This window comes from Streptomyces sp. NPDC020379, from assembly GCF_044387105.1.
Classification (GTDB): domain Bacteria; phylum Actinomycetota; class Actinomycetes; order Streptomycetales; family Streptomycetaceae; genus Streptomyces.
In genome coordinates this window covers 39,695-57,091 of record NZ_JBIRVR010000003.1, presented here as the reverse complement: position 1 = coordinate 57,091, position 17,397 = coordinate 39,695, and the positions used below count along the sequence as shown (strand labels likewise).

Below are 17,397 nucleotides of genomic sequence, written 5' to 3'. Positions count from 1 at the left end.
GAGCCTCGGCGGTCGTCGTGGCGCCGGGGGAGGGGCGAGCGCGGCCTCCGCGTGCCCGTCCGGTCGCATGCGGGCAGGCGGAGGCCGGACGGCATATGGCTACGGAAGCGTGACCTGCGTGGCGTCCGAGAGAGTGCCCTCTTCGCCCTTCGCGCTGACGCCCACGACGCGATAGGTGTGGCTCGCGCCCGGCTCCAGGTCGCGGCTGTCGGAGTAGGTGGTCGCGTCCGTCTCGAAGACCAGGGACGGGTTGAGCCGACCCGTGTCGTAGCGGTAGACCAGGTACTTCGAGGGGCTCGGGGTGTCGTAGGGGTTCGGCTGCCAGCTCAGCTCGACCTTGCCGGAGCCGCTCTGCGCCGTCAGCGACTTCGGGGTGCCCGGGGTCTCCTGCTTGATCCGCACCAGGGGCGTACCCGCCGCCGTGGCCGACGCCGCGGACTCGTTGCCGGTCAGGTCCACCGTGGTCACGTAGTAGACGGCATACCGGTTGCGCTTGATCTCGGCGTCGATGAAGCCGTTCTCCGCGGACTCCCCCGGCAGGGTGGCGATGTGCTTGAAGGGCTCGCCGTTGTCGTCGGCCCGGTACAGCTCGAAAGACTTCACGTTCGTGTCGACGACCGGATCCCGGTCCCAGGGGTTCGCGCAGTCCAGCTCCCAGTGGATCCAGATGCCGTCCTCGGTGCTGGAGGCGACGAGTCCGGACACGGGCTTGGGCGACATGACGCCCTGGGCGGCGGAGGCGGCGGCCTGGGGAGCGGCCGGCGCCGCGTAGGCACTGGTCGCGCTCCGGGCCCGGTCCCGCAACCAGCGGGTGCGCGCGCCGAGCACGCCGAGGCCGAGGGCCACCAGGTGTCCGGCGTCGGCCAGTTCATGGTTGATCACCCAGGCGACGGTGAGCAGCGCGGTGAGGGCCGGCAGTCCGTACCGGCGGGCCCGGCGGCCGCCGAGGGCGAGCAGGCAGGAGGCGGTCGCGACCAGCCCGTAACTGATGCCGACATCACGCGCCCTGGCCAGGACGCCCGGCAGGTGCGCGAGATGCATCAGCCACATCGCGCCCTCGGTCAGCAGGGTCGCCACGAGGTGGCCCGCCAGGAACACCCCGAATCCGCGCAGCGTCCCCCACCGCCACTCCGCCAGCCCGAGCACGGCGGCCACGGCGGCGATCCCGAGCAGCACGGGCACGCCGTCGACCACCAGCCCGCTGGTGAACAGCGTCCACCACTTGCCGACTTCGAGGTGGTGGATGTTGCTGCTGTTGTGCCGGATGAACCGGGCCTGTTCGCGCCCCGGCCGGCTCGACATCCACGCGGCGGTGGCGAGCAGCACAGCGACGTACGCGTAGGTAGCGGGCAGTCGCCGTATGGCTCGCCCCATGGTGTTCCCGGCCATCCACTTCACCCCGTACGCCTGCTCCGGACCGGGGAACTGTAGTCCAGGGGGCTGTCGTGGCGCGGTAAGGAGGGGTGTGGCCTGGGAAAACGGTTTGGGGGTGGTGTGCCCGGGGGGCTAGGTTTGGCCGGTTAGTTCGATTCGTGGGGTAAAGGGATTCATGCGCAAGATCATGGGGGGTGCGGTGACCGCCGCACTCACGGTCGCGGTGCTCAGCGGCTGCTCGTCGGCGGACTCGTCGGCGGAGGACAAGGAGAACGGCAAGAAGAGCGAGGCGGCGGCCGCGCCCTCTTCCTCCGCTCCTTCCGCCTCGAAGTCCGCCGGGAGTTCCGCCCCGAAGGCGAAGGACTCCGGCGAGTGGAAGAAGGCCGACACGAGGATCGGCGACGCCGGGTCGGCCTGTGAGCTCCCGGTGTCGTTCATGGCGACGAAGGCGTGGAAGCCGACGTGCCTCTCCCGCGAGGACGGCGAACTGCTCGGCAAGTTCTCGGGCCACAAGACCTTCAGGGGCGCCCTCGAACTCAGCGCGAAGACGGCGGGCAACATCGGCTTCATCCGCCTGTGGACCGCGGACGCCATGAACGACAAGACGCCCCGCCAGGTCCTGGAGGCGTTCATGGCCGAGGAGAAGAAGGTCAAGGAGCGGGAGTACACCGAGATCAAGGCCGGTGAACTGCCCGCGGCCGAGGTCGTCTACAAGGTCGACAGCATCCTCACGGACGAGCCCAAGCGGGAAAGCGCCTTCGCGGTGACGACTCCGAAGGGCGTCATGGTCGTCCACCTCGGCGGCTTCGACAGCCAGGAGCACCAGGAGATGCTGCCGGCGTACGAGACGGCGAAGAAGACGATGACGGTGGCGGGCTAGCACCGCCCCCGGGCGTCGGCCGTGCCGGTCACGGCAGGGTCAGGACGCGCGGGCCCTCGTCCGTGATGGCGACCGTGTGCTCGATGTGGGCGGCCCGGCTGCCGTCCGTCGTGAAGAGGGTCCAGCCGTCGTCGCCCGTGCGGTAGCTGTCCCGGCCGCCCGCCATGAGCATGGGCTCGATCGCCAGGACCAGGCCGTGGCGGAGGGGGTAGCCGCGGCCGGGGCGGCCGCGGTTGGGGACCGGGGGGTCCTCGTGCATCGCGCGGCCGATGCCGTGGCCGCCGAAGTCGGCCGGCATGCCGCAGCGGGCCGCCTGGGCGACGGTGCCGATGGCGTGCGCGATGTCGCCCATGCGGTTGCCCGGGACGGCGGCGGCTATGCCGGCGTCGAGGGCGCGCTGGGTGGCGTCGATCAGTTCGAGGTCACCGGGGCGGGGCGTGCCGACGGTGAAGGTGATCGCGGCGTCGCCCGTCCATCCGTCGAGCCGCGCGCCGCAGTCGATGCTGACCAGGTCGCCGTCCCGCAGGCGGTAGTCCGTGGGGACGCCGTGCACGACCGCGTCGTTCACCGATGTGCAGATCACCGCCGGGAAGGGGGTGGGCGCGAACGACGGCCGGTAGCCGAGGAAGGGCGAGTCCGCCCCGGCCTCGCGCAGGACCGCGCGGGCCGCTTCGTCCAGCTCGTGCAGCGACACTCCGACGCCCGCCGCCTTCCGCACGGCGGCCAGCGCGTGCGCCACGACGCGCCCCGCTTCGCGCATCGCGTCCAGCGCCTCGTCGGTCTTGATCTCCACCATGTCCGTGCGACTCCTCGATCCAGGGAACCGTTATTTCTATACCGGTATTAGTATCACGGTCATGGTGAGGACTCCTTTGACTCCGTGGGAACGCGAACGCGGCGAACGCTTCGGCGCGCTCCTGCGCCGTACGCGTGGCGACCGCAGCATGGTGGAGATCGCCGCGGCGGCGGGCGTCTCCGCGGAAACCCTCCGCAAGATCGAAACGGGCCGCGCGCCGACGCCGGCCTTCTTCACGGTGGTGGCGCTGGCGGCGGCGCTCGACGTCTCCCTGGACGAACTGGCGGCGGCGTCCGTCCCGCCGGCGTCGGAGGAGGGGTGGGAGGGGGAAGCGCTTTCGGCTTGAGGGGCGGCCGAGTTGGCCTTCGGCGGATTGTCAGTGGCTGGTGGCAGACTCCGTCGGTATGGGCGACCAGGTGTGTTTGAGAGACGTCGGACCGGCCGATCTGGAGGTGTTCTTCGAGCAGGAGCACGACCCGGAGGCCGTGCGGCGGTCGAAATTCCCGCCCCGTGAACGGGATGCCTTCATGACCCACTGGGCGACGAGAGTCCTCGGTGATCCGGCTGTCCATGTGCAGGCCGTCACTGTCGACGGGGAGCTGGCGGGCAACGTGGTGGCGTGGTGGGACGAGGACCGGCGCTTCATCGGGTACTGGCTCGGCCGGCGGTACTGGGGCCGGGGCGTCGGCACGCGGGCGCTGGCGCTCTTCCTGGAGCGGGAGGAGGCCCGCCCTCTGCACGCCGATCCCTTCGGCGGGAACACCGGCTCGGTACGGCTGCTGGAGAAGCACGGATTCCGGCGTGCGGGGACGGTCCGGTACGGCGAGCACGAGCACGTCCTGCTGGTGCTCGACGGGGACCGCTGACGGCACCGCCTCCGGCGGCAAACGGCTCGCCGTCAGTGCGCCCGCTTCGCCGGCCTTCCTTCATGGAACCCAAGTTCTGGCCCCTGTACGGCCTGCGGGTCGCCGTGCCCCGGCTCAGGCGGGCGGTTCGACGGACAGCGCGTGGTGGAACACGTCCCGCGGATCCCACCGTGCCTTCACACGCCGCAGGCGCGCGTAATTGCCCTTGTAGTAGAGCTCGTGCCACGGCACCCCGGATCTGTTCCAGACGGGGTCGGCCAGATCGGCATCGGGGTAGTTGATGTACGAGCCGTCGCTGACGGCGTCCGGGACCGGGACGCCGCCGGTCGCGGCGTAGACATCGCGGTAGAAGCCGCGGACCCAGGCGAGGTTGGCCGCGTCCTCGGACTCGTCGGTCCAGATCGTCTGGAACACCGCCTTCATGACCGCGTCCCGCTGGGCGACCGCGGTGGCGTCCGGGGCCACCGCGCCGACCTGGCCGCCGTAGCCGATGAGGAGCATGCCGCCGCGGGGCATGGGTGCGTCGGTGGTCAAATGGCGGTAGACGGTCGCCAGTTGGGTGTCCGTGAAGGAGCGGCGCAGGTAGGCGGCCTTGATCTTGTAGCGGCGGCTGAGGATGTCGCCGGGTTCGCCGGTGCCGGGCCAGGTGGTGGCGTGGAGCCACGGCATGGTGCGCCGGGCGTCGACGCTGGGCTTGAGACCGGTGCCCGCGGTGACGGCGGTGACGAAGTCGGTCACGAGGCGGTCGGCGCCCGGAAGGCCGGCGTCGATCTGTACGGCCATGAGGCAGTGGCCCGCGCTGCGGTGCATGGGCAGGAGGATCCCGTAGAGGCCGGCGTAGGGGGAGCCGGGCGCGCTGTTGCGCTCGTGCCAGGTGCCGAAGTTGCGCAGCAGCGTGGTGAACGCCTCTTCGGTCATCCGGCTGTCCCACGGCCAGCCGATCAGGTGTTCCAACTGCTCGCGCGGGGCGGGTGGCAGCAGCCGGGTGGGGTCGGTGTTTCCGGCGCCTCTGGTGCCTTCGGCTCCGGAAGAGCGGAGCCAATAGCGGGTGACGACGCCGAAGTTGCCGCCGCCACCGCCGGTGTGGGCCCACCAGAGATCGCGGTGAGGGTCGTCCCGCTCGCGGGTGGCGACGACGGCGCGCGCGGTGCCGTCGCGGTCGACCACGACCACCTCCACGCCGTGGATGTGGTCGACGACGGAGCCGTACCGCCGTGACAGCGGCCCGTACCCGCCACCGGCGAAGTGTCCCCCGGCGCCGACCTCCGGACAGCCGCCGGCGGGGACGGTCACGCCCCAGCCCTTGAAGAGGGTGCGGTAGACGTGCCCGAGGGTCGCGCCGGGCTGTACGGCGAAGGCACCGTGCCGTTCGTCGAACCCGACGGCGTCCATGGGTGAGAGGTCGAGCAGCATCCGCACCGCCGGGTCGGCGGTGAAGTTCTCGAAGCAGTGGCCACCGCTGCGGACGGCTACCCGCCGCCCGGACCGGACGGCGTCCTGCACCGCGCGCACCACCTGCGAAGTCGATCCGCAGACGCGGATCTCGTCCGGGCGGCCGGCGAAACGGAAGTTGTTGCCGCGCAGGAGGCTGACGTACCGGGTGTCGCCGGGCCGCACGGTCACCGGTCCGAAGGCCGTTGCCTCCGGCGGGGCCGTCAGGGTTTCGGCCGCTGTTCCCGGCCGGGCCGCCGCCGGTTCGGCCGCGGCGGTACTGCCTCCGAGCGGTCCGGCCAGCCCGGCGGCCGCGCCGCCGGCCGCCACGGCTCCCGCTTTGGCGAGCAGCTCGCGCCGTCCCAGTGGGTGGCGCTTCGGTGGGTTCATCTCGCCTTTCCTTCCCTCGGTGATCCTTTGGTGGCAACTGTGTTTGGTTTGAAGGCTGTTGCTCACGCTACGCCGGTCGTGCCGGCGGGGATCGTCCTCAGGGAGGAAGAGGGGGCCTGGTTTTCTTCCGGGGTTCGGGGTCCGATCCCGGAAGGGTGGCAGGTGCCTGGCCGAGGGCCGGGGGCGCCTGCGGCGGGCTTTTCCCCACCCCGCCCCTTCCCGCACTGGGGCGCGTGCCCCAGGCCCCCGGCCGCGGGTCACCCGAAGACGTCGAATCCCAAAGATCACCCCGCCGGACAGAACACATCCCCCGCCCGATCCCCCCGCACCAAGAACGACGTCACCGCCGCATCCCCACACGCATTCCCCCCACCCAGATAAACCTCATGCCCACCCCCGTCAACCGTCAGCATCCGAGCCCTCCCGCCGAATGCGGCCCGCAATTTCAGGGCGCCGGCATACGGCGAAGCAGGATCGCGCAGGTTCTGGACCAGCAACACGTTGGACGGCCCGTCCGACGTGACGCGGGTCGGCTTCTCGGTAGGAGCGGTCTTCCAGAAGGAGCACGGCGTGATCCCCGCCGGCATGCCCGCCGTGAGGGGGTGGCGGGCGCGGTCCGAAGCGACGGACCGGGCGTAGGCCGCCACCGAACGAGGCCAGTCGCCGACGTCGTTGCAGATGACACCGACGGCGACGGCGGCATCGGCCTGGGAGAGGGGCCCAGGCATCGGGTCGGGGACGCCGAGAGGGCCGTCGCCGGTGCGGGCCGCGCGGATGAGGCCGGCGAGGCCGCGGAACCGCGCGTCGGATTCGAGGCTGAGCTGCATGACCTGCCGCAGCAGATTGCCGGTCAGCGCATGCTTGGTGTCGGCGAACCGACGCGGCGCGCGATCAAGTCGGTCCGCCAGCGCCAGGAACATCGGCCGTACGTCCGCGGCCTTCTCGGCCAGCCGGTCCGCGCCGCGCGCGGGGTCGGCCGCCCAGGCGGCGAAGTCGGGGAAGCGGTCGTCGACCCCGGCCGACATGTTCGCCAGCCAGCCGCGCGCCACGCGCGAAGGGTCGGGGTCGTCGTTGCTGTCGAGAACCCAACGATCGGTGTGCTGGGGGTACTTCTGCGCGTAGACGGCCCCCACGTACGTACCGTACGAAACACCCCAGGCCGACAGCTTCTCCTCGCCCAGGGCCTGGCGGAAGCGGTCGATGTCGCGGACCTCATTGGCGGTGGAGAGGCCGCGTACGAACGCGCCGCCGTTGCGGGCGCACGCGTCGGCGATCCGCCGGGCGCGGGCCGCGGTGGCGCTGATGTCGCCGCCGGGGCCGGGCCAGGGGTGGAGGTTGACGAGCTGCCGGTCGTCCTCGGCGATGCCGCAGTCGGCCCGGGTGCTGCCGCCGGTGCCGCGCGGGTCGAGGCTGACGATGTCGTACGCGCCACGGGTCTCCTCGCGCAGCCGCCGGCCCGTTTCGGCGAGCCGCCGGCGGCCCGAGCCGCCGGGCCCGCCGGGTATCAGCAGCAGGGTTCCGCGCCGGGCCTCCGGGTGGTCGCTGCGCAGGCGGGAGACGGCGATGTCGGCGGCCGGGCCGTCGGGGCGGTCGTAGTCCAGCGGCACTTGAAGGGTGGCGCACTCGCGGCCGTCCTTCTCCGCGCAGGGCTGCCAGGCGAGCGGTGGGGCCTTCGTGGCGGCGTGGGCGGGAGCGGTCAGTGTGGCGGCCAGGGCGGCCGCGGAGGCAGTGGTCAGGAGAGCTTTACGGGTTGCCTGTCGCATGGGGGAAGCCTGCTGCGCAGGCGGTGTCCTGCCCATCCGGCCAGCCACTCCCCTAAGGGTAGGGAGAGCCCCCGGCCGACGACGCCCCGCGCCGGTCCGTGTCCGGTGCACGCGTGAAGGGTGCGCATTCAACTCCCTTGCCAGTAGCTTGTGTTCGAACGGGGGAAGGAGAAAGCGTCATGGAACGAACGCCTTCCGGGCTCGCCGGAACAGCTCGTGCGCTGGCCGCGGGGGACGTCACCTCGCGCGCGCTCGTGGAGGAGGCCCTGCGGCGGATCGAGGAGACACAACCCGTACTGAACGCCTTCCGGCGATTACGGACCGACGCCGCGCTCGCCGAGGCCGACGCCGCGGACCGGCGGCTGGCCGCGGGGGAGCGGGCCCCGCTGCTGGGCGTACCGCTGGCGGTGAAGGACGACATGGACGTGGCCGGGCTGCCGACCGCGTTCGGCTGCGCGGGCCCCTTCCCGCCGCGGACCGCGGACAGCGAGGCCGTCCGCAGGCTGCGCGCGGCGGGCGCGGTGATCGTGGGCAAGACGAACACCCCGGAACTGGGCCAGTTCCCCCTCACGGAGGGCCGTGCCTTCGGCGCCACCCGCAACCCGTGGAACACCCGCCACACGCCCGGCGGTTCGTCCGGCGGGGCCGCGGCGGCCGTCGCCGCGGGCCTGGTCCCGGCCGCGCTGGGTTCGGACGGCGCCGGATCCCTGCGCATCCCGGCGGCCTGGACGCACCTGATCGGCATCAAGCCGCAGCGCGGCCGGGTCTCGACCTGGCCGGAACCGGAGGCGTTCCACGGCATCACCAGCCACGGCCCGCTGGCCCGTACGGTCGCCGACGCGGCGCTCCTGCTGCACGTGGTGAGCGGCTCGCACCGCGGCGACCTGCACCGGCCGCCCTCCGTCGGGCTGCTCGCGGCGGCGGGGCGGGAGCCGCGGCGGCTGCGGATCGCGCTGTCCTTCCGGCCCGCGTACGCGGTGGCCCGGCAGTGGCTCGACCCGGCCGTACGGGAGGCCACCCTGCGGGTCGCCGGGCGGCTGGCGGCGCTGGGGCACGACGTGGTCGAGGAGGATCCCCGCTACGGGCTGGTCGGGCTGAGCTTCGTGCCGCGTTCGATGGCCGGGATCCGCGACTGGGCGAAGCGGGCGCCCGACCGGGCGCTGCTCGATCCCCGTACGCACGTGAACGCGCGGAACGGGCTGCTGCTCGGCGGCCCCCTCCTGCGGGCCGCGCGGGCGGCGGAGGGGCCGCTGGGCCGCCGGACCGGCGAGATCTTCGGGCGCTTCGACGTGGTCCTGACGCCGACGACGGCCGTGCCGCCGCCGCGGATCGGCGCGCTGGACGGCCTCTCCAGCAGGGAGACGGACGCGCGGACGATCGCGGCGTGCCCGTACGCGTGGCCGTGGAACGTCCTGGGGTGGCCGGGGGTGAGCGTGCCGGCGGGGTTCACGCCCGACGGGCTGCCGCTGGGGGCGCAGCTGCTCGGCCCGGCGTCCGGCGAACCGCTGCTGATCTCACTGGCCGCACAACTGGAAGCGGACCAGCGGTGGTTCGAGCGATGGCCCGCGGAGGCCGCGCCGGCGCGCCGCGAGCTGGGACAGCGGGCGTCCTGAAGCGGGCCTTTCCGGACGGCGGGGACGAGGGCCGCTGAGGGCGTTGCCGCCCCTGCCGGGGTGGCGCGGAGTTCGTGCTCCCGCCGGGAGCGCGAGGCCCCTGCCCCGGCCGGGAGCGGTGCGAGGTTTTTGCCTCCGCCGGGGGTGGCGCGAGACGTCTGTCCCCGCAGGGTCCGGCGCGAGGCTCTTGTCCCCGGCCGGGGAGTGACGTGAGGCCCCTGCCTCCGCCGGGAGCGGTGCGAGGTTTTTGCCTCCGCCGGGGGTGGCGCGAGACGTCTGTCCCCGCCGGGTCCGGCGCGAGGGCCCTCTCCCCGGCTGGGAGTGGCGCGAGGCCCCTGCCCCAACCGGAAAGCGGCACGCGGCCCTTGCCCCGACCAGAGAGCGGTCCGGCGCCCTTGCCCGCCGGAAAGCGGCCCGGGGCCCCTGTCCCCGCCGAGAACGGCGCGAGCCCCCGCCCCGGAGCCGCGCGCGGTCAGACGACCCGTCGGACCGGGCCCTCCCCGCGGTCGTCCGACGTGGCGAACGCGATCGCCTCGGCCAGGAAGCGCCCGACGGCGTCGTCGGTCATCCATGCCATGTGCGGGGTGACCAGCGCGTCCGGGTGGTCGCGCAGGAGGTCGTCAGCGGGCAGCGGCTCGATGTCGAAGACGTCGAGCGCCACCCCGCCCAGGAGGCCGGCGGCGAGGCGTCGGCGCAGCTCGGTCATGTCGATCAGCGACGCGCGGGCGGTGTTGACCAGCAGCGTCCGGGGGCCGAGCAGGGCGAGCCGGCGCGCGTCGATGATCTCCCGGTTCCGCGGCGTGGCCCGCAGGTGCAGGCTCACCGCGTCCGCGCTGCCCAGCAGGGTGTCGAGGGGCATGCGGTCGACCCCGGCCGCGCGGGCGGTGGCCTCGTCCAGGGACGGTGACCAGGCGGCGACGCGCATGCCGATGCCCTGCGCCAGGCGGGCCACCCGGGAGCCGATGCGGCCCCAGCCGACGATGCCCAGCGACTGGCCGGCCAGGTCACGCCCGCCCGCCGGGTTCCAGCCCCGCGCGGAGCCCACGGCCGTCGGCACCCGGTGGGCCAGCGCGAGCAGCATGGTCAGCGTGAACTCGGCCACGGAGCCGGCGGCGAGGCCCGGCGTCTCGTAGACCGCGATCCCGGCGGACCGGGCCGCCTCGGTGTCGACCGCCCTGCCGACCGGCCCCGCGACCACGACCTCCCGGGGCCGTTCCGCCAGCAGCACCTCGGTGTCCAGCGGCCGGCCGCCGAAGAAGTGCACGACGGTACGGGCTCCGCGGATGCGCTCGGCGAGCTGCGACGGAGTGGTGCACGGATCGGTGAAGATCTCGATCGCCTCGCTGCCGGGGCAGCGGCGGACGATCCCGGCCAGTTGCGGATACCCCTGGCACTCGGGCATCACGAGGCGTCCCACAGGTGTTTCCTCCCCCTCCCCGTACGCGTACGGTGCCGTGCGGCGGATCAGCGTGTCGCGAGGCGGACGCGGCAGGTCCACCACCACGTCGACCGGTCGGTCATCCGGCGCCCGGCGACCTCCCGCAGCCGGGTGAGGCCCAGCGCGTCCTCGTCGACACCCTGCTCGCGGAGGGCGGGGATGCCGCCCTGGCTCGCCGCGAAGTCGACGAAGCGGTCGGCGCCGCCGGTCTCCTTCATGTGCAGGCACACCTCGTTGACGTGCCGGAAGAGGCCGCTGTCGCGCAGTCGCCCGAGGTGCCCGCTCTTGGCGAGGAAGGTGGGGCGCAGGCCGCGCTCCCGCTCCAGCGCGGTGTGGGTCGCCTCGAACGCGCGGTAGGCGGCGTCGACCTCGGGGTCGACGGCGGGCGGCCAGTCGAAGTCGAAGGCGGCCAGTACCGCGCCGGGCCGCATGACGCGGGCGATCTCCGGGAAGGCGCGGGCGGGGTCGAACCAGTGCAGGGCGTGGCTCACGGTCACGATGTCCGCGCAGGCGTCCGGCAGCCCGGTCTCCTCGCCGGTGCCCTCGACGACCTTGATGCCGCGCCGGGCGGCGATGGCCCGCATCTCGGCCGAGGGCTCCACCCCGGTCACCTGTGCCTCGGGCCAGATGGTGGACGACAGACCGGTGCCGCAGCCGAGGTCGACCACCGACGGGTTCTCGGTGCCGGACCACTGCCGGAGCAGCTCCGCCAGCTCCGTCGGCGGCTTCGGCCGGACCCGGTCATAGAATTCCGCAAACTTGCTGAAACGCTCCGCAGATTCAGGAATTGAATTCGTCATGAAAATGACGCTAACACGGACGGCATGTAACGCCGGCGTGACAAGGTGCATAGTCAAAAGTCCGTCAACTGACGCATGAATGTGGCTGGTTGAGGAACCCCCGGGGATATTGACGGCCGGTTATTCGGATAACTCGATAAACCCGCGCGGTCAGGCCGACAGGCGCAGCATGGCCTCGTGATCGGGCGTGCCCGGCGGGGCCTGGTAGACGATGAGCCGCTGGCCGTCGCTGCGCGCCACGTCGAAGGCTTCGTACGTCAGCGTCATCAGCCCCACCTCCGGATGGCGGTGCACCTTGCGCCCGTTGGTGCGGGTGTGGACGTCGTAGCGCTGCCACAGGGCGGCGAATTCGGGGCTCTGTGCCGTGAGTTCATCGATCACCCCGGCGATGTCGGGCGCGCCCGGGTGCACGACGACCGCGGCGCGCAGGTGGGCGACGAGGCCGTGGGCCACGTCGTCCCAATTCGCGTACAGCTCGCGGGCGGTGGGGTGCAGAAAGGCGTAGCGCGCGGTGTTGCGCTCCGGCTCCGGCCAGTCCTCGATGCCGGGGAAGAGCCGGAGCCCGGGCCGGTTGGCGACCAGCAGGTCGCTGGAGCGGCTGAGCACGCAGGCCGGGTAGGGGTGGGCGATGCCGGGCATGCGGCGCACGTCGTCGCGGACCGCGCGGTGCGCCTCGCCCGGCCGGTCCCCGGGTGCGGCCGTGCGGCGCCGGCTCAGCGCCGTGAGGTGGCGCCGCTCGTCCTCGGTGAGGCCGAGGACCCGCGCGATGGCCTCCAGGACGGCGGGGCTGGGCCGTTGCTGCTTGCCCTGCTCCAGCCGCCGGTAGTACTCGATGCTGACGCCCGCGAGGATCGCGACCTCCTCGCGCCGCAGGCCGACGGTGCGGCGGCGCCCCGCCGAGGAGGGCAGGCCCGCCTGCTGCGGGGTGACCCGGCTCCGCCGGCTCCGCAGGAAATCGCCCAGTCCGGTTGTGGTCCCCTCCGGCGCATGACCCATAAATGCATTATGCATTGACCGGGGCGGGGGAAGGGGGGCCCTGCCAGGGCCCCTCTCGGCCGGGCCTCCCCGCCGCCGTGCTCCGGCGGCAAGCTGGGCGCACCGCGGCGATCCGCGGACCCGGAACCGACGGGGCGTGAGGCCCCCGGAGAGAGGACGGTGGACAAGACCGTGTCCACTCAGGCTGAACTCACCCGTAGAGGACGGATCCTCGTCCTCGCGGTCTGCTGCACGAGCGTGTTCATCGGCAACCTCAACAACACTGTGCTCAATGTGGCACTGCCCGCGATGCAGCGCGATCTGCACAGTTCGCTGTCCGGCTTGCAGTGGACCACCGACGCCTATCTCATCGTGCTGGCCGCGCTGTTGATGCTCGCCGGATCCGCGGGCGACCGGCTCGGGCGCCGCCGCGTCTTCCGGACGGGCCTGGCCCTCTTCACCCTGGGCTCGCTGCTCTGCGGACTGGCGCCCGGCCTCGACTGGCTCATCGGCTTCCGGATCCTCCAGGCGGTCGGCGCCTCGATGCTCAACCCGGTGGCCATGTCCATCCTCACCAACACCTTCACCGAACCGCGCGAGCGCGCCAAGGCGATCGGCGTGTGGGGCGCGGTGCTGGGTGTGGCGATGGCACTGGGCCCGCTGGTGGGCGGGGCGCTCGTCCAGGGCATCGGCTGGCGGTCGATCTTCTGGATCAACCCGCCGATCGGCCTCGCCGCGTTGATCTGCGCCGCGCGCTACGTCCCCGAGTCGCGGGCGCCCCGGCCCCGCCGGGTGGACCCCGTCGGGCAGCTCCTGGTCATGGTGCTGCTGGGCAGCCTGACGTACGCCATCATCCAGGGCCCCGGCACCGGCTGGACCGCCGTGCCCACCCTCGCCTGCGCGATCGCCGCCCCGGTCGCGCTCATCGCGCTCATCGCCTACGAGCGGCGGCGCGTCGAACCCCTCGTGGAACTGCGGGTCTTCCGCAGCGCCGCGTTCAGCGGGGCGAGCGTCATGGCGATGTGCTCGTTCTTCGTGCTCGGCGGCTTCCTCTTCCTCAACACGCTCTATCTGCAGAACAACCGGGGTATGTCCGCCCTGCACGCCGGCCTCTGCATGCTGCCCATGGCCGTCATGAACATCGTCACCTCGCCGCTCTCCGGACGGCTGACCGCCGGCCGTGGCCCCCGGCTGCCGCTGCTCCTCGCCGGCGCCGCCGTCACCGCGGGCGGCGCGCTGTTCGCCGCGGGCGCCGCGTTCACGACGGACGGGCTGCTCTTCACCGCGTACGTCCTGATCGGCATCGGCGCCGGGCTGTCCAACACGCCCATCACCAACGCCGCCATGGCCGGCATGCCGAAGGAGCAGGCGGGGGTGGCCGCCGCGATCGTCTCCACCGCCCGCCAGTTCGGCCAGGCGCTGGGCGTCGCGGTGCTCGGCGCGGTGCTCACCACCGGGCTGCACGGCGGCACCACGGGCTACACGCAGGCGGTGCGCCCGGGGTACTGGATCGTCACCGCCTGCGGCGTGGCCATCCTCGTCCTGGCCCTGCTCACCACGCGCCGCACGGCGCCGCGGGCCGCGGCCGCCCCGGCGGCGGAGCGGCCGGTGCCCGTGGCGGTCCCGGAGCCCCGGCACTGACCACCGGCACCGGAGCCGAAGGTCCGGCGGAGGCGATCGCCTCCGCCGGACCTCTTGTGTCCGTGGGGTGTCACGGAGCCAGGATGTCCAGCTCCGCCATCGCGCCCGCCGTGATCTCACGGGTGAGGGCCTCGGCGCGGACCGGGTCGTGTTCGCGTACCGCCTCCGCGACGCGTACGTGCAGGGTCACCGCCGCCGGGTCGGGATCCGTGAACATCACCTCGTGCCGGGTGCGGCCGGTGAGGACCTCGGCGACGACGTCACCGAGGCGCGCGAACATCTCGTTGCCCGAGGAGCGCAGGATCACGCGGTGGAAGGCGATGTCGTGCACCAGATAGCGGTCGAGCTGCTGGCCGCGTGAGGTGGCGACCATGCCCAGGGCGTGCTCGGTGAGTTCGGCGCACTGCGCCGGGGTGGCCTGGCGGGCGGCGAGACCGGCGGCCACGGGCTCCACGGCGGAGCGCAGCACGGTGAGCGAGCGGAGCTGGCGCGGCCGGTCGGCGCCGGCGAGCCGCCAGCGGATGACCCGCGGGTCGTAGACGTTCCACTCCTCGGCGGGGAGCACGGTCACGCCGACGCGGCGCCGCGAGGTGACCAGCCGCATGGACTCCAGGACACGGACCGCCTCGCGGATGACCGTGCGCGAGACCTCGAACCGCTCCTCCAGCGCGTCGGTCCGCAGAACCGTGCCCGGTGCGTACTCGCCTGCCGTGATCGCGGGCCCGAGGGATTCCAGCACGCGCGCGTGCAGCCCCTGCCCCTGGTTTTCCATGGGGTCAGCCTACGGTTTACGAGGACCGCCAATTAAGTATGACTTTTAGGTCACAGGGGCTTGAATACGTCGTACCAATGAGTTTGAGTGGGCCGCGTCGCCGATGGCGTCGAGGTCGACGAAGACAGCGAGGTAGCGATGCAGGCCCCCCACGCCCCCCATGTCGTGGCCGTCATGGGAGTGTCCGGCACGGGCAAGACCACGATCGGCCCCCTGGTGGCGGACGCCCTCGGCGTCCCCTACGCCGAGGGTGACGACTTCCACCCGGCCGCCAACATCGCCAAGATGTCCTCCGGCATCCCGCTGGACGACGCCGACCGCGCCCCCTGGCTGGACGCCGTCGGAGCCTGGGCGCACAGCCGCGCCGGGCTGGGCGGGGTCGTCAGCTGCTCCGCGCTCAAGCGGGCCTACCGGGACCGGCTGCGCGCGGCCGCCCCCGGCATCGTCTTCCTCCACCTCAGCGGTGACCGCGCGCTGATCGCCGGGCGGATGGCCGCCCGCAAGGGCCACTTCATGACGGGCCGGCTCCTGGACTCGCAGTTCGCGGCCCTGGAACCGCTCGAAGCGGACGAGGCAGGCGTCGTCGTGGACGTCGAGCCCGCGCCCGAGGCCGTCGCCGAGCGCGCGACCGCCGCACTGCGGCGGCTCTGACCCCTCTCATTCCCCAGGCTCCACCCACCCTTTAGGAAGCCCCGTGAGCACTCTCAGCGTCGAGATGCTGGCCGCGGCCCCCGCCGGACCGATCACTTCGGCGGGTCACGCACAGCTCGGGATCGCCGTAGTCGCCGGCATCGCCGTCATCGTCCTCCTCATCACCCGCCTGAAGCTGCACGCCTTTCTGGCTCTGACCATCGGCTCGCTGCTGCTCGGCGCCGCCGCGGGCGCCCCGCTGGACAAGGTCATCACCAGCTTCACCAGCGGGCTCGGCGCGACCGTCGCGGGCGTCGGCGTGCTCATCGCGCTCGGCGCCATCCTGGGCAAGCTGCTCGCCGACTCCGGCGGCGCCGATCAGATCGTGGACACCATCCTGGCGCGGTCCGGCAACCGGTCGATGCCCTGGGCGATGGTGCTGATCGCGGGCATCATCGGGCTGCCGCTCTTCTTCGAGGTCGGGATCGTGCTGCTGATCCCGGTGGTGCTGCTGGTCGCCAAGCGCGGCAGCTTCTCCCTCATGCGCATCGGCATCCCCGCGCTGGCCGGGCTGTCCGTGATGCACGGCCTGGTGCCGCCGCACCCCGGGCCGCTCGCCGCGATCGACGCCATCGGCGCCAACCTCGGTGTGACCCTGGCCTTCGGCGTGCTCGTCGCCGTGCCGACCGCCGTGATCGCGGGGCCGCTCTTCTCCCGCGTCGCCGCCCGCTGGGTGGACATCGCCCCGCCCGAGAAGCTGATCCCGCAGCGCCCCTCGGAGGAGCTGGAACGCCGCCCCGGCTTCGCCGCCACCGTCGGCACGGTCATGCTGCCCGTCGTGCTGATGCTCGCCAAGGCGCTCGTCGACATCGTCGTCGACGACCCCAAGGACCACCTCCAGCGCGTCACCGACGTCATGGGCTCGCCGCTGATCGCCCTGCTGGCCGCCGTGCTCGTGGGCCTGTTCACCCTCGGCCGCGCCGCCGGCTTCGGCCGGGACCGGCTGGCCACGACCGTCGAGAAGTCGCTGATCCCGATCGCCGGCATCCTGCTGATCGTCGGCGCGGGCGGCGGCTTCAAGCAGACCCTGATCGACGTCGGCGTCGGCCGCATGATCCTCGACATCTCCCAGGACTGGTCCGTCCCCGCACTCCTGCTGGCCTGGCTGATCGCGGTCGGCATCCGCCTCGCGACGGGCTCGGCGACCGTGGCCACGATCTCCGCCGCGGGCCTGGTCACCCCGCTCGCCGCCGACATGAGCACCACCCACGCGGCCCTCCTGGTCCTGGCCGTCGGCGCGGGCTCGCTCTTCTTCAGCCATGTGAACGACGCGGGCTTCTGGATGGTGAAGGAATACTTCGGCATGGACGTCGGCCAGACGATCAAGACGTGGTCCCTGATGGAGACGGTGATCTCGGTGGTGTCGCTGGTCTTCGTGCTGCTGCTGTCGTTGGTGGTGTAGGCCCTTGGGGCGCGCCTCAGTTGGTTCCGGGCCTCGTGCTTTCGGCCTCATGCAGGATGGCCGAGCACCGATGCGGGAGCGCACGCGGTCGCGGAGCGGGCAGGGAACAAGACCACGGGGTTCACCCGTGCGCAGCGGGAGTTGGCCGCTGCGGGCTGCTACCACGAGTGGTGCGGGCAGGGGCGGGGCGGGCGGTGGGCCACCGAGCAGCTCGTTTCCGGGGTGCCGCTGACCGCCGAGGAGGCCGCCGCCGCGTGCGGGGCGCGTGCGGGGCGGAGACCCACCGCCGGACCGGCTGATGCGAGCTCTTCCCATGGGCGGGGTTGGAGACCCCGTGTCCCCGGCGCCTCGCCGGCGTTTACCGCATCGCCGGATATGAGCAACAGCGGTGCCAAGGGCGCCTGTTGGCGTCAGTGTCTTCATCGAGGGGGATGTCGTGTCGGCACGTTCGAGATGGCTGATAAGTCTAGCGCTCGCTCTGTGCGCGGACGCGCTCGGAGTCAGTACAGGACCGGTAGCGGCAGCGCCCGCGGAGACGCTTGCCGCGGCCAGGCCCATTCTCCAGC

General features: G+C 72.7%; 15 protein-coding genes. 7 read left to right on the top strand and 8 right to left on the bottom strand.

The window, feature by feature from the left end:
* Positions 1–99 precede the first annotated feature (99 nt).
* A complete protein-coding gene (locus tag ACH427_RS05075; protein WP_398868013.1) occupies positions 100–1,389 on the bottom strand; it encodes a rhomboid-like protein in 1,290 nt (429 codons plus the stop codon).
* A gap of 160 nt (positions 1,390–1,549) precedes the next feature.
* Between ACH427_RS05075 and ACH427_RS05070 the strand changes: the two genes are divergently transcribed.
* Positions 1,550–2,254, top strand: a complete 705-nt coding sequence (locus ACH427_RS05070) for a lipoprotein (protein WP_398868011.1) — start codon at positions 1,550–1,552, stop codon at positions 2,252–2,254.
* A 28-nt stretch (positions 2,255–2,282) separates the two neighbouring features.
* On the opposite strand, the gene map is transcribed toward ACH427_RS05070, so the two are convergent.
* A complete protein-coding gene (gene map / locus ACH427_RS05065; RefSeq protein ID WP_398868010.1) occupies positions 2,283–3,050 on the bottom strand; it encodes a type I methionyl aminopeptidase in 768 nt (255 codons plus the stop codon).
* A gap of 61 nt (positions 3,051–3,111) precedes the next feature.
* Between map and ACH427_RS05060 the strand changes: the two genes are divergently transcribed.
* A complete protein-coding gene (locus ACH427_RS05060) occupies positions 3,112–3,396 on the top strand; it encodes a helix-turn-helix domain-containing protein (RefSeq protein WP_398868278.1) in 285 nt (94 codons plus the stop codon).
* A gap of 58 nt (positions 3,397–3,454) precedes the next feature.
* On the top strand, positions 3,455–3,916 hold the full coding sequence (locus ACH427_RS05055; protein ID WP_398868277.1) for a GNAT family N-acetyltransferase: 462 nt from the start codon (positions 3,455–3,457) through the stop codon (positions 3,914–3,916).
* A gap of 114 nt (positions 3,917–4,030) precedes the next feature.
* On the opposite strand, the gene ACH427_RS05050 is transcribed toward ACH427_RS05055, so the two are convergent.
* Both ACH427_RS05050 and ACH427_RS05045 read right to left on the bottom strand, forming a co-directional pair.
* Positions 4,031–5,737 (bottom strand): FAD-binding oxidoreductase, encoded by a 1,707-nt coding sequence (locus ACH427_RS05050; RefSeq protein WP_398868009.1) that lies wholly within the window; start codon positions 5,735–5,737, stop codon positions 4,031–4,033.
* 284 nt (positions 5,738–6,021) lie between these two features.
* Positions 6,022–7,500 (bottom strand): alpha/beta hydrolase, encoded by a 1,479-nt coding sequence (locus ACH427_RS05045; protein ID WP_398868008.1) that lies wholly within the window; start codon positions 7,498–7,500, stop codon positions 6,022–6,024.
* A 179-nt stretch (positions 7,501–7,679) separates the two neighbouring features.
* Here ACH427_RS05045 and ACH427_RS05040 point away from each other — a divergent pair, with 179 nt between their 5' ends.
* On the top strand, positions 7,680–9,113 hold the full coding sequence (locus ACH427_RS05040) for an amidase (protein WP_398868007.1): 1,434 nt from the start codon (positions 7,680–7,682) through the stop codon (positions 9,111–9,113).
* A gap of 472 nt (positions 9,114–9,585) precedes the next feature.
* Here the strand turns inward: ACH427_RS05040 and ACH427_RS05035 are convergent, their stop codons facing one another.
* The 3 genes from ACH427_RS05035 to ACH427_RS05025 all read right to left on the bottom strand — a co-directional run bounded on the left by ACH427_RS05035 (position 9,586) and on the right by ACH427_RS05025 (position 12,347).
* Positions 9,586–10,530 (bottom strand): NAD(P)-dependent oxidoreductase, encoded by a 945-nt coding sequence (locus ACH427_RS05035; RefSeq protein WP_398868006.1) that lies wholly within the window; start codon positions 10,528–10,530, stop codon positions 9,586–9,588.
* Between the two features lie 47 nt (positions 10,531–10,577).
* Positions 10,578–11,351: a class I SAM-dependent methyltransferase gene (locus ACH427_RS05030; RefSeq protein ID WP_398868005.1), complete on the bottom strand. Its 774-nt coding sequence runs from the start codon at positions 11,349–11,351 to the stop codon at positions 10,578–10,580.
* Between the two features lie 150 nt (positions 11,352–11,501).
* Positions 11,502–12,347 carry a helix-turn-helix transcriptional regulator gene (locus ACH427_RS05025; RefSeq protein WP_398868004.1) on the bottom strand — a complete coding sequence of 282 codons (846 nt, stop codon included), beginning with the start codon at positions 12,345–12,347 and terminating at the stop codon, positions 11,502–11,504.
* Positions 12,348–12,518: 171 nt separating this feature from the next.
* On the opposite strand from ACH427_RS05025, the gene ACH427_RS05020 reads away from it, so the two are divergent.
* Positions 12,519–13,967, top strand: coding sequence for an MFS transporter (locus ACH427_RS05020; RefSeq protein WP_398868003.1), 1,449 nt, complete (start codon positions 12,519–12,521; stop codon positions 13,965–13,967).
* A gap of 70 nt (positions 13,968–14,037) precedes the next feature.
* Here the strand turns inward: ACH427_RS05020 and ACH427_RS05015 are convergent, their stop codons facing one another.
* Entirely contained in the window at positions 14,038–14,739 is a 702-nt protein-coding gene (locus ACH427_RS05015) for a FadR/GntR family transcriptional regulator (RefSeq protein WP_398868002.1), read from the bottom strand.
* Between the two features lie 138 nt (positions 14,740–14,877).
* On the opposite strand from ACH427_RS05015, the gene ACH427_RS05010 reads away from it, so the two are divergent.
* Complete coding sequence (locus ACH427_RS05010; protein WP_398868276.1) at positions 14,878–15,390, top strand: gluconokinase; 513 nt, start codon at positions 14,878–14,880, stop codon at positions 15,388–15,390.
* Positions 15,391–15,433: 43 nt separating this feature from the next.
* The gene (locus ACH427_RS05005) at positions 15,434–16,831 is read left to right on the top strand and encodes a gluconate:H+ symporter (protein WP_398868001.1); all 1,398 of its coding nucleotides are present in this window, start codon (positions 15,434–15,436) and stop codon (positions 16,829–16,831) included.
* The last annotated feature ends 566 nt before the right edge of the window (positions 16,832–17,397 follow it).